This is a genomic window from Mycobacterium sp. NGS19 (assembly GCF_059813155.1).
In genome coordinates this window covers 153,374-169,647 of the sequence record NZ_JCALEB010000006.1, presented here as the reverse complement: position 1 = coordinate 169,647, position 16,274 = coordinate 153,374, and the positions used below count along the sequence as shown (strand labels likewise).

Annotated in this window: 20 protein-coding genes; 13 read left to right on the top strand and 7 right to left on the bottom strand. The window is 67.7% G+C overall.

The window, feature by feature from the left end; translation table 11 throughout:
- Nucleotide 1 precedes the first annotated feature (1 nt).
- Together AC5Y4N_RS18125 and AC5Y4N_RS18120 are read right to left on the bottom strand one after the other, a co-directional pair.
- Complete coding sequence (locus AC5Y4N_RS18125) at nucleotides 2–1,096, bottom strand: Rv2629 family ribosome hibernation factor (RefSeq protein ID WP_499908348.1); 1,095 nt, start codon at nucleotides 1,094–1,096, stop codon at nucleotides 2–4.
- Nucleotides 1,097–1,160: 64 nt separating this feature from the next.
- On the bottom strand, nucleotides 1,161–1,655 hold the full coding sequence (locus AC5Y4N_RS18120) for a flavin reductase family protein (protein ID WP_499908346.1): 495 nt from the start codon (nucleotides 1,653–1,655) through the stop codon (nucleotides 1,161–1,163).
- A gap of 89 nt (nucleotides 1,656–1,744) precedes the next feature.
- Here AC5Y4N_RS18120 and AC5Y4N_RS18115 point away from each other — a divergent pair, with 89 nt between their 5' ends.
- The gene (locus tag AC5Y4N_RS18115; protein ID WP_499908344.1) at nucleotides 1,745–3,097 is read left to right on the top strand and encodes a type I glutamate--ammonia ligase; all 1,353 of its coding nucleotides are present in this window, start codon (nucleotides 1,745–1,747) and stop codon (nucleotides 3,095–3,097) included.
- Nucleotides 3,094–4,233: an amidohydrolase family protein gene (locus AC5Y4N_RS18110; RefSeq protein ID WP_499908342.1), complete on the top strand. Its 1,140-nt coding sequence runs from the start codon at nucleotides 3,094–3,096 to the stop codon at nucleotides 4,231–4,233. The genes AC5Y4N_RS18115 and AC5Y4N_RS18110 overlap by 4 nt, the downstream gene beginning before the upstream one ends.
- On the opposite strand, the gene AC5Y4N_RS18105 is transcribed toward AC5Y4N_RS18110, so the two are convergent.
- Nucleotides 4,202–5,527 (bottom strand): TIGR01777 family oxidoreductase, encoded by a 1,326-nt coding sequence (locus tag AC5Y4N_RS18105; protein ID WP_499908340.1) that lies wholly within the window; start codon nucleotides 5,525–5,527, stop codon nucleotides 4,202–4,204. The two genes, AC5Y4N_RS18110 and AC5Y4N_RS18105, sit on opposite strands and share 32 nt — an antisense overlap.
- A 157-nt stretch (nucleotides 5,528–5,684) precedes the next feature.
- Here AC5Y4N_RS18105 and AC5Y4N_RS18100 point away from each other — a divergent pair, with 157 nt between their 5' ends.
- Nucleotides 5,685–7,067 (top strand): alpha/beta hydrolase, encoded by a 1,383-nt coding sequence (locus AC5Y4N_RS18100; RefSeq protein ID WP_499908337.1) that lies wholly within the window; start codon nucleotides 5,685–5,687, stop codon nucleotides 7,065–7,067.
- Nucleotides 7,068–7,083: 16 nt separating this feature from the next.
- Here AC5Y4N_RS18100 and AC5Y4N_RS18095 read toward each other — a convergent pair whose 3' ends face one another.
- A complete protein-coding gene (locus AC5Y4N_RS18095) occupies nucleotides 7,084–8,382 on the bottom strand; it encodes a glycosyltransferase (protein ID WP_499908335.1) in 1,299 nt (432 codons plus the stop codon).
- Between the two features lie 89 nt (nucleotides 8,383–8,471).
- On the opposite strand from AC5Y4N_RS18095, the gene AC5Y4N_RS18090 reads away from it, so the two are divergent.
- Together AC5Y4N_RS18090 and AC5Y4N_RS18085 are read left to right on the top strand one after the other, a co-directional pair.
- Nucleotides 8,472–9,146 carry an HAD family hydrolase gene (locus AC5Y4N_RS18090; protein ID WP_499908333.1) on the top strand — a complete coding sequence of 225 codons (675 nt, stop codon included), beginning with the start codon at nucleotides 8,472–8,474 and terminating at the stop codon, nucleotides 9,144–9,146.
- Nucleotides 9,147–9,219: 73 nt separating this feature from the next.
- Entirely contained in the window at nucleotides 9,220–9,654 is a 435-nt protein-coding gene (locus tag AC5Y4N_RS18085; RefSeq protein ID WP_499908331.1) for a hypothetical protein, read from the top strand.
- A gap of 15 nt (nucleotides 9,655–9,669) precedes the next feature.
- Here AC5Y4N_RS18085 and AC5Y4N_RS18080 read toward each other — a convergent pair whose 3' ends face one another.
- Nucleotides 9,670–9,849 (bottom strand): DUF2795 domain-containing protein, encoded by a 180-nt coding sequence (locus tag AC5Y4N_RS18080; protein WP_499908329.1) that lies wholly within the window; start codon nucleotides 9,847–9,849, stop codon nucleotides 9,670–9,672.
- A 122-nt stretch (nucleotides 9,850–9,971) separates the two neighbouring features.
- Between AC5Y4N_RS18080 and AC5Y4N_RS18075 the strand changes: the two genes are divergently transcribed.
- From AC5Y4N_RS18075 to AC5Y4N_RS18065, 3 genes are all read left to right on the top strand, one after another.
- Complete coding sequence (locus AC5Y4N_RS18075; RefSeq protein ID WP_499908327.1) at nucleotides 9,972–10,160, top strand: hypothetical protein; 189 nt, start codon at nucleotides 9,972–9,974, stop codon at nucleotides 10,158–10,160.
- Between the two features lie 46 nt (nucleotides 10,161–10,206).
- Nucleotides 10,207–10,587, top strand: a complete 381-nt coding sequence (locus AC5Y4N_RS18070; protein ID WP_499908325.1) for a cupredoxin domain-containing protein — start codon at nucleotides 10,207–10,209, stop codon at nucleotides 10,585–10,587.
- Nucleotides 10,588–10,661: 74 nt separating this feature from the next.
- Complete coding sequence (locus tag AC5Y4N_RS18065) at nucleotides 10,662–11,597, top strand: lysophospholipid acyltransferase family protein (protein WP_499908323.1); 936 nt, start codon at nucleotides 10,662–10,664, stop codon at nucleotides 11,595–11,597.
- Here the strand turns inward: AC5Y4N_RS18065 and AC5Y4N_RS18060 are convergent.
- On the bottom strand, nucleotides 11,594–12,160 hold the full coding sequence (locus AC5Y4N_RS18060; RefSeq protein WP_499908321.1) for a chorismate mutase: 567 nt from the start codon (nucleotides 12,158–12,160) through the stop codon (nucleotides 11,594–11,596). The genes AC5Y4N_RS18065 and AC5Y4N_RS18060 overlap by 4 nt on opposite strands.
- Nucleotides 12,161–12,274: 114 nt before the next feature.
- On the opposite strand from AC5Y4N_RS18060, the gene AC5Y4N_RS18055 reads away from it, so the two are divergent.
- From AC5Y4N_RS18055 to AC5Y4N_RS18040, 4 genes are all read left to right on the top strand, one after another.
- Nucleotides 12,275–13,228, top strand: a complete 954-nt coding sequence (locus tag AC5Y4N_RS18055; protein WP_499908319.1) for an esterase family protein — start codon at nucleotides 12,275–12,277, stop codon at nucleotides 13,226–13,228.
- A gap of 81 nt (nucleotides 13,229–13,309) precedes the next feature.
- A complete protein-coding gene (locus tag AC5Y4N_RS18050) occupies nucleotides 13,310–13,756 on the top strand; it encodes a hypothetical protein (RefSeq protein WP_499908317.1) in 447 nt (148 codons plus the stop codon).
- Between the two features lie 119 nt (nucleotides 13,757–13,875).
- The gene (locus AC5Y4N_RS18045; protein WP_499908315.1) at nucleotides 13,876–14,751 is read left to right on the top strand and encodes a cyclopropane mycolic acid synthase family methyltransferase; all 876 of its coding nucleotides are present in this window, start codon (nucleotides 13,876–13,878) and stop codon (nucleotides 14,749–14,751) included.
- A 91-nt stretch (nucleotides 14,752–14,842) separates the two neighbouring features.
- Nucleotides 14,843–15,079: a hypothetical protein gene (locus AC5Y4N_RS18040; protein ID WP_499908313.1), complete on the top strand. Its 237-nt coding sequence runs from the start codon at nucleotides 14,843–14,845 to the stop codon at nucleotides 15,077–15,079.
- Between the two features lie 154 nt (nucleotides 15,080–15,233).
- On the opposite strand, the gene AC5Y4N_RS18035 is transcribed toward AC5Y4N_RS18040, so the two are convergent.
- Nucleotides 15,234–15,689, bottom strand: a complete 456-nt coding sequence (locus AC5Y4N_RS18035) for an SRPBCC family protein (protein ID WP_499908311.1) — start codon at nucleotides 15,687–15,689, stop codon at nucleotides 15,234–15,236.
- 52 nt (nucleotides 15,690–15,741) lie between these two features.
- On the opposite strand from AC5Y4N_RS18035, the gene AC5Y4N_RS18030 reads away from it, so the two are divergent.
- Nucleotides 15,742–16,272 carry a lipoprotein LppJ family protein gene (locus AC5Y4N_RS18030; protein WP_499908309.1) on the top strand — a complete coding sequence of 177 codons (531 nt, stop codon included), beginning with the start codon at nucleotides 15,742–15,744 and terminating at the stop codon, nucleotides 16,270–16,272.
- Nucleotides 16,273–16,274 lie beyond the last annotated feature (2 nt).

Here is a 16,274-nt window from a genome sequence, read left to right as displayed (position 1 = left end):
GCTAGTGGTGGCTGCGGGCGTACCGGAGCACCGCCGCGACGCCGTCGGCTGGCGAGATCCGCTCGTCCGTGCGTACCAGGTTCGCGTCGATCGCCACCGCCGCCAGCGGCAGGGCCTCGTCGGCGCGCACCACCCGCGGCGCCTCGCCCAGTTCAGACAGCACGTTCTCGTTGGGGGCGACACTGGTCACCGCGTCGCCGATCACCACGGTCACGTCGCCGAGGTCGCCGATGATCAGCGTCTCCACGGCGCCGTCGCGCAACGCCGCACACACGCCGTCCAGACCTTCCACAGCCAGATCGTGGGACAGGCCGGCCTGAAATCGTTGCGCCGCATCGTCGATCACTGCGGCGCGGCGCAGCAGGAATTCCGAGTCGATCGCGTGACGCACCTCGTCGTCGTCGATTCCGCTGTGCCGGGCGCCGACTTTGAGCTCGACCACCTTGTCGGCGACGCGCTCCGGCAGATCGGCGACCAGATCCGACCGCGACTGCACTTCCCCGAGCACGAACACGACCTCGGCCTTGGTGACGTCCACCAGCGATGCCAGCCGCTCGCTGACCGCGCGGATGTTCTTGGCTTGCGCATTCTCGGCGGCGCGCTGGGGGTCGCCGCGGCCCGGCGTTTCAGCGCTCTGCGCGTGATGCACCGGATACCCGCCGCCGTCGACTGTTTCGCTGCGGTCGTGGTCGTTTCGGTGCACGGTGATGTCCGCGCCCGCGTGGTCCACGGCCACCAGGAGATAGGTGTGCTGTTCGGCGGCGTGCTCGATCAACGGCACCAAATACGGCAACGGCGATACCCGAGCAACGGTCGCGGCGGGCGGGCGGATCAAGTGCTCGTTGAGAAGGACGGTGTCACCGGCCGCGACGATGCCTCGGCCGCTGCGGCCCACCGGCGGCCGCGCCCCGAGTACCGCCGGCTCGATCACATCGGCCAACGCTGCGCCGCCCTGCTGCTCGAGCTGTTCGCGCAGCCCGCGCCATTTCAGCTCCAGCTGCGCCTCGGCGTCCTGTGTGTCGTGGGAATCGTCGAAGTAGACGGAAGCGAACGGTCCCTCCGCATTCAGCAGGTGTCGGAAGCGTTCGGCGTGCATGAGCCCTCCTGTGTCAGCCGGTTACCGGTAAGGAGTGCCCCCGCTCGTGTCCGGCAAACCCGCGTCACGCCTCGTGGCCTGGTTCGAGGTCGCGTACGTCCGCGAAGGTGACGAGGTCGCCCAGCCGTTCGGGCGCATGTCCGGCGATCGGGTCCAGCAGAAATCCGACGTGGTCGCCGACGTCGAACCGGTTCAAGATGCGTCCGGCGAACCAGCCGACCGCGTCGGTGAGAATCGGCAGCCCCTCGGGTCCCGGCTGCCACGCGCAGCGGGAGAACTTGTCCACGCGATCGCCGGTTTCGCTGCCGAAAAGCCGAGCTACGTCACGGCGTTGGTGAGGCAGCAGGTGAACCGCCAGGTGGGTGGCTCGGCTGGCGACCCGAAACGTGTAGTTCTTCTTCGACAGCCCGGCCAAGAATCGCGACGGATCGATGCTGACCTGGCTCGTGAACCCGACGAGGCAACCGGCTCGCTGGTCACCGGAACGCGTGGTGACCACGAACATGGGGTAGTCGAGGAGGCCGACGAGGGCGTCGAACGCGCAGTGGTCTGTCGTCATCGCACTTCGCAGCGTACGTAATTCGTGGGCCGAATTGGTGTGATGCGGTAACACCTCGTCGCGGGTGTGCGCCCGGCACAATGTCTGAGATGACAGACCAAGCGCCGGCCGCACCATCCCTCGCTCAGCTCGACGCCGGCGGCATCGAAACCGTGATCGGCACCGTGGTGAACCCTGCCGGCCTCACGCACGCGAAAATGGTGCCACCGCGCCGGTTGTCGGCATTCGCCGATCCCGGCTTGGGTGCCAGCCCGGTGTGGCACGTCTTCACGATCGACCAGACCGGCATCGCCTTCACCAAAGACATCGGCGTGGTCGGCGACGAGCGCATTCGGCTGGACCTCGGCGCGCTTCGCACGTTGGGAGACGGGCTGGCCTGGGCGCCGGGCTCCTTCTTCGACCAGCACGGTGACCCGATACCGGCGTGCAGCCGCGGCACCCTGCGCCGCGTCGAGGAGCGCGCTCGCCGCGCCGGCTTCGAGGCGTCGTTCGGCCACGAGATCGAGTTCCTGCTCGTCGGTCCTGACGGCAGCCGGTTGCCTTCGGCGCTATGGGCGCAATACGGCCTCGCCGGTGTGCTCGAACACGAGCACTTCGTGCGCGACGTCACCACAGCGGCCGCCTCTGCCGGAATCGGCGTCGAGCAGTTCCACCCCGAGTACGGCGCCAACCAGTTCGAGATTTCCTTGTCACCGTTGGCGCCGGTCGCCGCTGCCGATCAGCTGGTGCTGATGCGGCTGATTCTGGGCCGGGTGGCGCGCCGCTACGGCACACGCGTCACCTATTCGCCGGTACCATTCGCCGGCAGCGTGGGATCCGGTGCACATCAACACTTTTCGCTGACAAAGGACGGCGAACCGGTGTTCTCCGGCGGGTCGGGCGTGGAGGGAGTGACGCCGGACGGCGAGCACGCGATCGGAGGAATTCTCGCCGGCCTGCCCGAAGCGCAGGGCGTGCTGAGCGGCTCCGTCGTCTCCGGATTGCGAATGCAGCCGGGCTCCTGGGCGGGCGCCAACGTCTGCTGGGGGACCGAGAACCGTGAAGCGGCGGTGCGGTTTCTTCTCGGCGGCCCGGCCAACCCGCACGGCGCCAATGTCGAGGTCAAGGTCGTCGACGCTTCGGCCAATCCGTATTTCGCATCTGCCGCGATCCTGGGCTTGGCCCTCGACGGGATCGAGAACCGCACGCCGCTGCCACCGCAAGTCGCGGTGGACCCCGCGTCGTTGCCCGACGAACAACGCCGCCACGCAGGCGTATTCGCGCTGCCGACGGATCAAGCCACGGTGCTCGACGCGCTTGACGGGTCGCGGCGGATACGCGCCATCCTCGGTGACGCTGCCGTCGACGTCACCGTCGCGGTGCGCCGCTACGAGCACGACACGTACGGCACGTTGAAACCGGCCGAACTGGCCGACACGTTCCGCATGGCGTGGAGTCTGTGACCGCCTCGGCTCTCGCCGAAAACGTCGCCCGGCTGACGCTGGTCGACCACCACGTGCACGGCTGCTGGACTCGCAGCGGTGACCGGGCCCGTTTCGAGAACGCGTTGAACGAAGCCAACACCGAACCGATCGCCGAGTTCGATTCCGGCTTCGACACCCAGCTGGGGTTCGCCGTCCGCGCGCACTGCGCGCCGCTGCTGGGCTTGAGCGCGCATGTGGCTGCGGAAGAGTACTGGCAGCGCCGCAGCGAACTCAGCGAAGCGGACCTGGCCCGGGTTTTCCTGCCCCGCGCGGGAGTGTCGGATTGGCTTGTCGATACCGGACTTTCGGGTGACGTGACGGGCCTCGACGACCTGGCCGCGCTGTCCGGCGGCCGTGCTCACGAAGTGGTGCGGCTCGAAACGGTCGCCGAGGAAGCTCGGGCTGCCGGTGGCGGGTACGCCGACGCGTTCGACGAGCAGCTGCATCGGCGGGCGGCCGGCGCGATCGCGACCAAGTCGATCTTGGCGTATCGCGGCGGTTTCGACGGGGACCTGTCGGAGCCGTCCGCCGCCGAGGTCACCGACGCGGCCGCGCGGTGGCGAGACAGCGGCGGCCGGCTCACCGACCGCGTGCTCCTGCGGTTCGGGCTGCACCGCGCGCTGCGGCTGCGAAAGCCGTTGCAGCTTCACGCCGGTCTGGGCGACCGCGATTGCGACCTTCACAAGACGAATCCGCTGCTGCTGCTGGACTTCCTCCGCGCCAGTGGCGATACCCCGATCATGCTGTTGCATTGCTATCCGTACGAGCGGGAAGCGGGCTATCTGGCGCAGGCGTTCAACAACGTCTACGTCGACGGCGGCCTGTCGATCAACCACCTCGGGGCCCGTTGCCGCGGAGTGGTCGGCCGGCTGCTCGAACTTGCGCCGTTCCGTAAGATCCTGTACTCGTCGGACGGGTTCGGACCGGCCGAGCTGCACTATCTCGGAGCATCCCTGTGGCGCAACGCAATTCGCGATGCGCTGCAGGGCTTCGTCGACGCCGGGCAGTGGAGTCAAGCCGACGCGATCCGGGTGGCCGAGCTGATCGGCTTCCGCAACGCCGCCCGTGTCTACGGCTTGCAGCTCAATCGCGCAGGCGGCCCAATTGCTGGCTGAGCGCATCGGCGAGTCGCGGATGGCGGAACCGGTGCCCGACCTCGAGGAGGCGGCGCGCAGCGACGCGCTGGCTGGCTCCAGCCAGCTCGCGGGCGCCATCTGCGCCCAGTAGCAATCGCGGCCCGAACGCCGGGATCGGCAGCAGCGTGGGGCGGTGCATCACGCCGCCCAGCGTCCGGGTGTATTCGGAATTCCGAACGGGGTGTGGCGCAACGGCATTGACGGGTCCGGCTAGCCGGCCATCCCACAGGGCCCGGTGGTAGACGTCGGCCAGATCGTCGATGCCGATCCACGATACCCACTGCGTGCCGGCGCCCAGCCGGCCACCGAGGCCGCTGGCGAAGATCGGCCGTAGCAGCCGCAGGGTTCCGCCGCGGGCGGCTTGGACGATGCCGGTGCGCACCGTCACCACCCGCAGGCCGGCCGGTGCTGCCGCTGCGGCTGCGGCCTCCCAGTCCGCCACGACGTCGGCCAAGAAGCCCTCGCCGGGCTCGCTGTGTTCGGTGAGCACCTCGTCGCCGCGGTCGAAACCGTAGAACCCGATGGCCGAGGCGCTGACGAACACCGACGGTCCGTTGTCGGCTCTTTGGGCGGCTTCGGCGAGCAGCCGGGTGGGCTCGACGCGGCTCTCTCGGATCGCGCGCCGATGTTCAGCGGTGAACCGACCGGCGATCGATGCGCCCGCGAGGTGGACCACGGCATCCACACCGTCGAGCAGATCCGGCGCCGGATCGCCCGGGTCCCAGTAGCGCTCATCGCGGCCGGCGGCCGGGCGTCGTACGAGCCGGATGACGCGATGGCCGCCGCTGGTCAAAAACGCCGACAGCGCAGAGCCGACGAGGCCGGAGGCACCAGTGAGGGCGATGGTTCGTGCGGTGAAGCCGTGCTCGGCTGCGGTGCGGTGAGCGGTGAGGTCGTCGGCAAGTTGGCGGTGCCGGTAGACGAACATCGGACGCAACACCCGCGCCGGGACCGGCGTGTCGACCCGGTCGCGCATGAGCGTGTGGCCCGCGCTTGTTTCGCTGAACTGGTGGGTGTGCCGCCACCCGCCGATGGCCAGCGCGTCGACGAATTGTCGTTGCGGCACATAGCTTTTCGGGTCGTGGACAGCGACCCAGCGCAAACCACCGGGAAGACCGAGCACCGCCCGCCCGTCGGCCAGTGATTCCGCCTCAGACAGCGGAGTCAACGGTTGCCACGGCGGCATCAGCCGCGGCATTGCTCCGGGCCGGGCGTGCCACGAAAACACCTCCGGTAGCGGGTGAGCGATCACGCTCGTGTGCTCGATGCTCATCGATGGCCCTTCCGTGGCAAACCTGTGATTCTTATTCGACACCGCACGGGCTGCGGACGGTGACGGAATCGGTCCGGCCGCCAACGGGTTGTCGGCGCCGTCGCCTCGTTTCGTCGCCCAGGGTGCGGGTAGTCCCGTCCAGCGGAAAGGTGCAGCGATGAGCGGCGGGCAAGCGGTGTCGGAGAGCGCCGGGCTCGCGGCAGCCACGGCAAGCGCGTCGCTGACTGGCGGAGCGATACCCCTCGCCGTGCAGGCCGTAACGGTCGTCGCACTGTGGCACGCGATCGGATGGGGGCGACGGCGCAGCCGCGGTGTGCCGGCGGCGGTGGCGCTCGGTGTGCTGGCCGGGGCGGCGGCGCGCTGGTGGTTCGCCACAGCGGGCCTCGCCAGTGAGATGCCGCCCTGGTCGCTGTGGCTGTGGGTGTCACTGACCGGCATGGCAATGGCCGTCGCGGTATTCGGCTGGTCGGGCGCCGACTGGTGGCGCCGCAATGTCCTGGTGTTCGCCGTGTCGTTCTGCCTGCTGAGTGCCGGAGTGACCGTCAACGGCTGGATCGGCTACTTCCCGACGGTCGACGTCGCGTGGAATCAGCTGACTGGTGGGCCGCTGCCGCACCAGACCGACCTGACGACCGTGCGTGCGATGCGGGCGCGCGCCGCCGCGCCCCGCACGGGCGCCGTCGTCAGGGTCGACACGGGAACTGCCGGCTCTGGCTTCCGACACCGCGACGAGTGGGTGTATCTGCCGCCGGCCTGGTTCGACGGCAATCCGCAACAGTTGCCGGTGCTCGTGTTCGTCGGCGGTCAGTTCCACACTCCGGCCGATTGGCTACGCGCGGGAGATGCGGTCAGCACCCTCGACAGGTTCGCGGCGGCACACGACGGCGTTGCGCCGGTGGCGGCGTTCGTCGACACCGGCGGTGCGTTCACCGTGGACACCGAATGCGTCAACGGCCCGCGCGGCAGGGCCGCCGACCATGTCACCAAAGACGTTGTGCCACATGTGATCCAGACGTTCGGCGTGAGCAGTGACCCCGGTGCCTGGGGCATCGTCGGGTTCTCCGCCGGAGGCACCTGCGCGGTGGACCTGACCGTGATGCATCCCGATCTCTTCACCGCTTTCCTCGACGTCGCAGGCGATCTCGCCCCCAACGCGGGCAACCGGGCACAAACCATCGAGCGGCTGTTCGGCGGCGACGCTGACGCGTGGGCCTCCTTCGATCCGACCACCGTCATCACCCGGCACGGGCCGTACCGGGGGGTGGCCGGAATCTTCGCCGTTCCCGACAACGAAGGACCCACCGTCGCACACGGTTCCGACGCGGGCGCCGCCGCAATGAGTCCAGGAATGGCCGCTGATTCGCTCTGTGCAACAGGCGCCGCGAACGGCATCTCGTGTGCGGTGGCCCGATTGCCGGGCAAGCATGACTGGCCTTTCGCCGCGCGCGCATTCGCCGCGGCGTTACCGTGGCTGGCCGCCCGACCGCGCGACGATGCCCGGAACGTCACTTCCGTGCGTTGCGGAACGTCGCCCCGATAGCGGGCAGGGTATCCCGCTACACCGCACGGCTGCAGTCGCGCACTGCGGCCGCCAGGGCGTCGGCGATCGCATCGAAGGCGTTGTAGGCCCGCAGTTCGCGGGAGAGTTCTTGTGCGGCAAGTCGATACGAGTCGCGGCTGAGCAGCCGATGCACGGCGTGGGCGATTGCGGCGGGTTCGGGGCGTGCAGTGCCCAGGTCGATCCCTGCCCCGGTATAGGCCACCCGCGCCGCCACTTCGGGTTTGTCGGCGGTGGCGCCCGCGACGATCAACGGGATCCCGTGCACCAGCGCATGATGCACACCGCCGTACCCACCGTTGGTGATCATCGCATCGACGTGCGGAAGCAGCTGATGGTACGGCGCGAAGTCGGTGAGGTAGGCGTTGCGAGGGATGGGTCGGCGAACCGTCGAGGACCCTGGGCGTCCTGTGGTCGCAACCACGACGAGGTCGTCGCGATCGGCGAACGCGTCGAGAGTGGGATGTATCAGTTCGCTCAAATCGCTGTTGTCCCAGGTGCCTTGAGTGACGTGGACGACGTTGCGGCCACTGCGCGCCAGCTTGGACCACGGCGGGTCCCATGGGCGGTGTCGGCGGGTGGCGGGCGTGATCACCGGGCCGGTGAACGTCACCGACGACGGCAGATCGCTGCGCGGATACTCCGTGCGCGGCACGGTGAATTGCAGAACGCGCTCAGCCAGCAAGGGCCAGTCGGTCAGAAACACCGGCGAGCCACTCAGTCCGATGGTGCGCAGCGCCGCGTCGAGGTGCGCCTGGATGTCGGCGAACAGGATGTGCTGTACGACCCAGGTCATCGCCCGGTAGTTCGTCTTCGGCCGGGGGTGCCAGCCGATGCCGAACGGTGGGGTGTCGACACTGGAAAGTGTCAACGGCCCGACCCCGCCGACCAACACCGGCGGACGCGCTCGCCGGTCCACCAGCAGTGGCAATGCGCCGGTGAAGGCCACGTCGCACAGCACCGCGTCGACGCGTTCGTCGTCGAGTGCTCGCTGCAGCGCCCGGTACTGCGCGATCAGCGGGTCGATGAAGATCGCGCGCATTTCCGTACGCCCGCAGTTCCAGCGGTCCACGATGCGGGGGACGGGAAGCGAAGAGGTACGTCGGTGGTGCCGGCGGGGATGGGCGCGAGCGGGCAGGGCGACGGCACGCATGCCGTGCGCCTCGATGGCCTCGCGGTAGTGCGCTGCGGTGAGCATGCTGACCCGGTGACCGCGGCGGCGCAAATCGGCGCCGATCTGCAGGAGGGGGCTGACATGCCCGGGAATCGGGCTGGCAGCCAACAAGTATCTGGCCATCGGCGCTCACCCGTCAGCCTATAAGAGCGGTTAGGTAACTCGCAGGGCCCAGAAGGTACACAACGGTGAGCCGTGGGTACCCGCGCCGGGTGACCGCTTCCCGTGCGCCCGCTGTGCTGTTCGACATCGACGGCACGCTCGTCGACTCCAATTACCTTCACGTGCACGCGTGGACGCGTGCGTTCCACGACGTCGGTATCGCAGCCGATGCGTGGCGAATCCACCGCTCGATCGGGATGGACGGCTCGACCTTGATCGGCACGCTGGCCGGAGACGTCGACGACGAGGTGAAGCAGCGGCTCAAAGAGCTGCATTCGCGCTATTACAAAGAGCTGACTCCGCTGCTGCGGGTGTTGCCGGGCGGGCAGGAGATCCTCGAGCGGGTCGCGGCGATGGGTCTGCAGGTGGTGCTGGCGACGTCGGCGCCCGACGACGAGCTGGCGATCCTGCGCAAGGTGCTCGACCGCGACCACCTGGTGTCTGAGATGACGTCGTCGGCCGACGTCGACACCGCCAAGCCCAAGCCCGACATCATCGAGGTCGCGCTCGAGCGCGCCGGCGTCACCGCCGAGCAGGCGGTGTTCCTCGGCGACTCGGTGTGGGACGTCGAAGCATGCCGGCGCGCCGGGGTGCCCAGCATCGGTGTGCTCAGCGGCGGTGTCTCTCGCGACGAGCTGACCGCCGGCGGCGCAGAGGTGGTGTTCGAAGACGCCCGCGAACTCGTCGAGCACATCGCCGACACCCGCATCGCCAAGCTGGGCTGACCGCAGGGTTTCAACACCCAGCGCCCCGGGCACGCTCTTGCCTACCGACGTCTACGTCAATTAAGGAGCGGTCATGAATGCCGTGGGCTGGCTAATCATTGCTGTCGTCGTGGCGATTGTGCTGATCGTCGCCGTGGTGCTGATCGCGCGGCAGAACCGCATGAAGCGGCGCCGCGTGGAGGCGGAGCGCATCCGCGGTGAGGTCCGCGAGCAGACCGCAAAAGTGCAACGCCGCGAAGCGCTGGCCGAAGAGACCGCCGCCAAGGCGCGCGCCGCGCAGGCCGAAGCCGAGGCCAAGGCCGCCGAGGCAGCCCGGCTGCAAGAGCGAGCCGCCGCGCATCAGAGCGACGTCGCGTCAGCGCGCGACGACCTGAACAAGCGCGCCGAGCACGCCGACCGCCTCGACCCCACGGCCCGCGAAGAACAGGCCACCCATGAGCAGCGGGCGCAGGGCCAGCGGACCGAGGGCCAGCGGACCGCCGAGCAAGGGCAAGGCACGGCCACCTGATCGGTGGCCCGACGGTCAGAACAACGCCTTCTGAACCTGGTCGGGGCCGCTGAATTCCTTGTCGGGCAAGCGGTTCAGCTCGTCGAGCAGACCCTTGTCTGCGCCGTTGCGCTTGGCAGCGGCGATCACGTCGTCGCGGCGCGCCGGATAGTTCACGCCGGCCAAATGCTTCTGCACGTCGATCGGGTTGGCCATGCCGGTCCTCCTCGTTGAGGCTCTTGTGGGTTCGCCGACGATTACCCCGCGCTCTGATTACGCATTCGTTTCACGGGCTGCCATTGTGATTCGGATGCGCTGATCCTGGGAATGACGCGACTATGGCAACGTATCGAGTGCTGGATCCCAAGGGCGAGGTCGTCGAGACCCGCGACATCGCGAGCGCCGACGACGCGCACGCCTGGTTCGTGGACAAGGCTTCGCACAACGACGAACTGGGCTGGCGCATGGAGGTCAAGGTCGACGACGAGTGGCGGTTCTTCGACAACACCGACGGCACGCCCGCCTGATCCGACGACGCGGTGAACCTTTCGCCTGCGGTGTCGTGTCTCTTGTATGACGACACGAATCGGACTGGCTGCTTTGTCATGCGCGACGGCGATCGCCGTCGCCGCCTGCGGGCACTCGAACGTCACCCAGGACAGTGCCCCTGAACCGACCAGCACGCCTGCGCCTGCATCGTCGCCGGCCGCGGCGGCGGCGATCACCATCGAAGGGATGCGGTACACCGATTTGACGGTGCCGGCGGGCGCGCAGGTGACTGTTGTCAACAAGGACGCCGCAGAACACACCGTCACCGCCGACACCGCCAACGCGTTCGACGTGGAAGTCGGTGGAGAAGCGACGGCGACGTTCACGGCACCGGCACAGCCGGGCAGTTATCCGTTCCACTGCACCTACCACCCGGGCATGCACGGCGTGCTCACAGTGCAGTAGCCACACCGGTCATACGGCTCAGGTGCTCATGTCCGGGGGGCGTACCCCGCCGCCACAGCGGGTATGCGCCCCGCATGACCAGTACCGACCACCGATCACCGGATGTTCGAGAACAAGCCCAGCAGTTCGCCGACCAGGCACGCGAGCAGATGGATCGCCGGCGTGCGAAGCAGGAGGGCGGGGTCAGCGGCTGGGTGGCCCAGCGTGCCGGCGAATGGGAGCTCAGCGGGCCCGATGAAGCCACGATGCAGCGCCAGAAGTACCTGTGGAATTCCCTCGTGGACTATTGGTTCCGGATGGAGATGGACGGCTGGGAGAACCTGCCGGAGCCACCGGTGCTTCTCATCGGCATCCACTCGGGCGCGCCGTTTGTCTGGGACGCGTGGACCGTCGGCGTGCAGTGGTGGCGCCGGTTCGGCCAGGACCGGCTTCTGCACGGCACAGCGCACGACGCGCTGATGGCGATTCCGGTCATCGGCCGCTACTTCCGAGCGATGGGAGTGCTGCCGGCCGCGCCCGACTCGATCGCCACGGCATTGGCCGAAGGACGCGACGTCGCGTTGTGGCCCGGGGGAGAAGTGGACTCGCTGCGGCCCTGGCGCGAGCGGGACCGGGCCAACCTCGCCGGCCGCACCGGATTCGTCAAGATGGCGATCCGCGCCGGCGTGCCGATTGTGCCGATCGCGACCGTCGGTGGTGCCGACGCCATGCCGGTATTGATTCGCGGCGACCAGTTGTCGCGCACGTTGCGGCTGGACAAGATCTTGCGGCTCAAAGTTTTTCCGCTCGCGGTGTCGTTGCCGTGGGGTATCGCGCCGGCCGCACTGCCGCAGTTCCCCTTGCCGGCCAAGATCCGGACACGCCTGATGCCGCCGGTCGAAGTGGATCACGACCCGTCGCTGGCAGAGGACGACGAGTACGTGCAGCGCAAGTACCAGGAGGTGCAGGACACCATTCAGGCCGGCATGAACGCGCTGGCCCGCAAGCGCGCGCTGCCGCTGTTCGGCTAAGCCCCGCAGTAGGAGCGAGTGGCGAACCCGAGCGCCTGCCGATACAGCGCGTCGAGGTGATGCGCGTCGGCGACCTCGCCGACGGCTTGCTCGCGGGCGGCGCCGCAGTCCGGCGACTGCAGCAGCAGCCACTGTGCGGCGATCTCGCCGACAATCGTGTGGTTGAGCGAGTCGATCGCCGATCGCGTCGCCGAAAGGTCGGGGGCAGAGGCTGGCGCTGCGCTGGGATCGAGCTTCCACTGGGAGAACCGTCCGTACTCGACGCCTTCTGTGGCGGCGATCTGGTCGGCGAAGAGGCGCTGCACGTAGTCGGCGTCGATGCCGGCCGCAGCCGCGTCGGCTGCCACCGCAGCCAGCACCTGTTCCGCCCGAGCGGAGTCTTCGACGCTTCCTTTCGTCAGCCATTTCGCCCCAGCCACCGCATCGGCGGTCTGCAGCCGGGCCGTGGCGGCCTCCACCAACGGACTCAACGGGCTGAGCCTGGCCGCATCAGCGGCGGACGCCGGCAGCACCGCGCATGCGGTGACGACAACGCCGATCAGTCCCAGACGTAATTGCAGCACCGAACAGTTTTAACAGCAGCAACAAATTGGCGCGGTGTGTAACCGCGGACTCGCGACAGCCGATAACTCGGTAAGACAACTGCAGGGGTGGGAATCATGCACACATTTCGAGCAATGCCCTGGCCGCGCCGGTTGGCGGCGGCCTTCCTCGCGTCGGTGTTCGCGATCGCGATGATCGGTGTCGCGGGCAAACCAGCGACCGCCAGAGCCGACGCACCTGAGACCGTGATGGTGCCGTCCGCCGCGATGGGACGCGACATTCCGGTGCAGTTCCAGGGCGGCGGCCCGAAGGCCGTCTACCTGCTCGACGGCTTGCGCGCCCGCGACGACCGCAACGGTTGGGACATCGAGACCGGGGCGTTCTCGTGGTTCAACGGCTCGGGGCTGTCGGTCGTCATGCCCGTCGGTGGAATGTCGAGCTTCTACACCGACTGGTACCGGCCGGCGGTGGGCAACGGCCAGACCTACATCTACAAGTGGGAGACGTTTCTGACCTCAGAGCTGCCGGCCTGGCTGGCGGCGAACCGGGGGATCAGCAGCAGCGGCAACGCCGTGGTGGGGCTGTCGATGTCGGGCAGCTCGGCGCTGATCCTCGCCGCGTTCCACCCGAACCAGTTCATCTACGCCGGCTCCCTGTCGGGTTTCCTCAACTTGTCGGCCGGTCTGTGGCCGGTGCTGGTGGGCGTCGCAATGGCCGACGCCGGTGGCTTCAACGCGCTCGACATGTGGGGTCCCTACGGTGGCGCGGCCTGGCAGCGCAACGACCCGATGAACCAGATCGGCCGGCTCGTCGCCAACAACACGCGGATCTGGGTGTACAGCGGCAACGGCAACCCGACTGACCTGGACGCCGGTCTTGGCAACGCACAGATCCCCGCGCAGTTCTTGGAGGGACTGACGATCCGCACCAACAAGGAGTTCCAGCAGCGCTACCTCGCGGCCGGGGGCAGTAACGGTGTGTTCAACTTCCCGCCCAACGGCACGCACAGCTGGGGCTACTGGGGTGGTCAGCTGCAGGCGATGAAGCCCGACATGCAGCGGGTGTTGGGCGCCAACCCGACCGCTTGACACACGGTGGTTTGGTCTGTACCGGTTCGGGGCAGTCCGTGCAGAACACCGTGTGACGCGATGTCGAAATTGGAGTTCATCATGAGCGAACAAGGCAGCTCCCAGCAGACCGACCGCGAGCAAAACACCGACCGCGAACAGGGCGGCGAGCAGGAGGCCACCGGCGACGGCGAGGATGTCGAACGCTACGAGTCCGGTCAGATCGCCGAGAAGCCGGAACCCACCGACAAGCACAAGGAACACGCCAAAGAGATGGCGAAGTCCTATACGGAGGAGCGCCCGACGACCGTGCTGCCCGGATCCGACGCGACCGTTACGGGAACGGCAGTCAACGACTGGATCGACGATGAGGGCAACCCGGTGCACGGCGAGATCAGCGACGAGCGCAGCGAAGCAGCTGAGCGCGACCGCGAACGCAACGAGCGCGCCCAGGCCCAACACGACGACGACCAGAAGCGCGACGACGACGAGGGCGGCGGCGACGGTTCCCAGGTGCCCGAAGAAGAGAAGAAGGCACAGGACGGCTGACCGCCCTCCGCAAACTCGTTCGGTCGCCGATCTCGTACCATCGGTGACGACCATCCGCAACATCTCCCGGGTCGGCTCCGACATGGGAGTCGGCTAGCAGCCGCTGAACAGGATCGACATTGCCAGAAACGCCAGCTGACCTGACGCCCCACTTCGAGGACGTCCAGCACCACTACGACCTGTCCGACGACTTCTATCGCCTGTTCCTGGATCCCACGCAGACCTACAGCTGCGCGTATTTCGAGCGCGACGACATGACGCTGCAAGAGGCGCAGATCGCCAAGATCGACCTGGCGCTGGGCAAGCTGGGTCTGCAGCCCGGCATGACGCTCCTGGACGTCGGCTGCGGCTGGGGCGGCACCATGATGCGCGCACTCGAGAAGTACGACGTCAACGTCGTCGGGCTGACGCTGTCGAAGAACCAGCAGGCGCACGTGCAGAAGTTGTTCGACAATTCGCCGAGCCCCCGGTCCAAGCGTGTTCTGCTGCAGGGCTGGGAGCAGTTCGACGAGCCCGTCGACCGCATCGTGTCCATCGGCGCCTTCGAGCACTTCGGCCGCGACCGCTACGACGCCTTCTTCAAGATGGCCTACGAGGCGCTACCCGCCGACGGGGTGATGCTGCTGCACACCATCGTGAAACCCGACGACGAGGAGTTTGCGGCCCGCAATCTGCCGGTCACCATGCGGCATCTGCGGTTCTTCAAATTCATCATGGACGAGATCTTCCCGGGCGGCGATTTGCCGCAGCCGGCGACGGTCAAACGCCACGCGACCCAAGCCGGCTTCAACGTCTCGCGCGTACAGCCGCTGCGGTTGCACTACGCACGCACGCTGGACACCTGGGCGGCCAACCTGGAGGCCAACAAGGAGCAGGCGATCGCGATCCAGTCGCAAGAGGTGTACGACCGGTACATGAAGTACCTGACCGGCTGCGCGGATCTGTTCCGCGAGGGCTACACCGACGTCTGTCAGTTCACCTGCGAGAAGCGCTGAGCATCAGCGACCCGGGATCGCTGGTATCTGCGGGATAGCCGGTGGCGCCGGGATCGCCGGCGGCGAGGGAATCTCGGGAACCGGCGGCACGATGGTCACCGTCGTGTCGCCCGGTGCCGGCGACACGGTCACTGTGGAGTTCGTGGGCGCACAGCACGGCGTAGGCGTCAACACGGTGGTGCTCGTCGGCGACGTCGTGGTGCTGCTTGTGGTGGTGCTGGTTGTGGTCTTGTTGTCCGAACTGCTTCCGCCACAAGCGGTTAGCAGCGGTAGAAGGACGGCAGTCGCGGCCGCGGCGACAGCGGCGGGCCGGATAAGCGCGCAGTGAGTCATGTCGGGTCTCCCTTCGGCGCACGCATAGCCATTTGGCAGACCCGCCAAACGGAGTCGCCGATCATGGCCACGTCCGTGCGCTAGCCCGCGTCGCCGACAGTTCCCGAATCCCTCTCAATCTCAACGGCTTTGGCGCTGAGCGTTAGCAATCAGCGCGCCTCCACCACGGTCTTTATCCGCTCGAGCGTCTTACGCATGTCGCGAAGATTGCGCCGTCTGCGAAGCCGGCCGATGCTCGCGGTGTAGATCCGAAGCAGCGGCGAGGGCTGCAGCCGAAACGACTCGGTCACGTCGGTGCCGTCGCCGCTGGGTGCCATCTCATAGCGCCAGTGGTTGGCAGGCTTGTCGCCGATCAACACGTCGAATGCGAACACCCGGCCGGGTTCGCAGTCGGTGACCCGGCACGTCGTCCAGTACACGGGGCCGATCTCGTTGCGGCGGACATGTCCGCGGAATCGGGCTCCCACAGCCGGGCCGGTGGCGCCGTCGAGCCATTCGGCCTCGAACGTCTCCGGCGAGAACTGGCCGATGTTGCGTACGTCGGCCACGAGCTCCCAGATTTTCATCGCGGGTGCGGACATGTGCACCGTCACTGAGCCGTCCATGCCGCGATTCAACCAGAATGGGTGGTGTGGCAGGCCCGAGGTGCGCGACATCGTGACCGGCACGAGAAGCCGAGGCCTGCTGCTGCTCGTTGCCGTGCTCGCAGCATTGGGGATCGTGGGCGCGGGTCTTTTCGTGCTCCGCATGCATGACCGCACGACCGACCATCCCGTCGATGCGCTCACCGACGAGCAGAGCAAAGCCCAAGTGCTCGCCGCTGCGAAGGAGATCGTCGGCACCGCAAGGCTGCGCAACCCGACCGGCGGCTACCTGCTGATGTCATGCGAGAACCAGACTGACCCGCCCTACCAGGGCGCGATCTATCTGACCTTCGACCTACCCTCGAGCGGCTTCTTCGACCAGGTGGCCGACGCAATGACTGCGCGCGGCTGGCAGAAGGGCTTGCCGCCGAACCAATATCTGTACGGCACCACGCTCTTCAAGAACGACGTCACCGCGGTTTTGTACCGCGACCCCGACCGCAACAGCGTCGGTGTCATGCGGATCTACGGCGAATGCCGCAACGTGACCGACCACCGGCGCGACGCCACCGGCTGGGTCGAGATCACCGACCAACTCCGTTAACG

What these genes read in the sequence shown, in the direction of transcription:
- AC5Y4N_RS18125 (WP_499908348.1), bottom strand. Translation starts at nt 1,096, where the DNA reads ATGCACGCCGAACGCTTCCGACACCTGCTGAATGCGGAGGGACCGTTC.
- AC5Y4N_RS18120 (WP_499908346.1), bottom strand. Translation starts at nt 1,655, where the DNA reads ATGACGACAGACCACTGCGCGTTCGACGCCCTCGTCGGCCTCCTCGAC.
- AC5Y4N_RS18115 (WP_499908344.1), top strand. Translation starts at nt 1,745, where the DNA reads ATGACAGACCAAGCGCCGGCCGCACCATCCCTCGCTCAGCTCGACGCC.
- AC5Y4N_RS18105 (WP_499908340.1), bottom strand. Translation starts at nt 5,527, where the DNA reads ATGAGCATCGAGCACACGAGCGTGATCGCTCACCCGCTACCGGAGGTG.
- AC5Y4N_RS18100 (WP_499908337.1), top strand. Translation starts at nt 5,685, where the DNA reads ATGAGCGGCGGGCAAGCGGTGTCGGAGAGCGCCGGGCTCGCGGCAGCC.
- AC5Y4N_RS18095 (WP_499908335.1), bottom strand. Translation starts at nt 8,382, where the DNA reads ATGGCCAGATACTTGTTGGCTGCCAGCCCGATTCCCGGGCATGTCAGC.
- AC5Y4N_RS18085 (WP_499908331.1), top strand. Translation starts at nt 9,220, where the DNA reads ATGAATGCCGTGGGCTGGCTAATCATTGCTGTCGTCGTGGCGATTGTG.
- AC5Y4N_RS18080 (WP_499908329.1), bottom strand. Translation starts at nt 9,849, where the DNA reads ATGGCCAACCCGATCGACGTGCAGAAGCATTTGGCCGGCGTGAACTAT.
- AC5Y4N_RS18075 (WP_499908327.1), top strand. Translation starts at nt 9,972, where the DNA reads ATGGCAACGTATCGAGTGCTGGATCCCAAGGGCGAGGTCGTCGAGACC.
- AC5Y4N_RS18070 (WP_499908325.1), top strand. Translation starts at nt 10,207, where the DNA reads ATGACGACACGAATCGGACTGGCTGCTTTGTCATGCGCGACGGCGATC.
- AC5Y4N_RS18065 (WP_499908323.1), top strand. Translation starts at nt 10,662, where the DNA reads ATGACCAGTACCGACCACCGATCACCGGATGTTCGAGAACAAGCCCAG.
- AC5Y4N_RS18055 (WP_499908319.1), top strand. Translation starts at nt 12,275, where the DNA reads ATGCCCTGGCCGCGCCGGTTGGCGGCGGCCTTCCTCGCGTCGGTGTTC.
- AC5Y4N_RS18050 (WP_499908317.1), top strand. Translation starts at nt 13,310, where the DNA reads ATGAGCGAACAAGGCAGCTCCCAGCAGACCGACCGCGAGCAAAACACC.
- AC5Y4N_RS18040 (WP_499908313.1), top strand. Translation starts at nt 14,843, where the DNA reads ATGGTCACCGTCGTGTCGCCCGGTGCCGGCGACACGGTCACTGTGGAG.
- AC5Y4N_RS18035 (WP_499908311.1), bottom strand. Translation starts at nt 15,689, where the DNA reads ATGGACGGCTCAGTGACGGTGCACATGTCCGCACCCGCGATGAAAATC.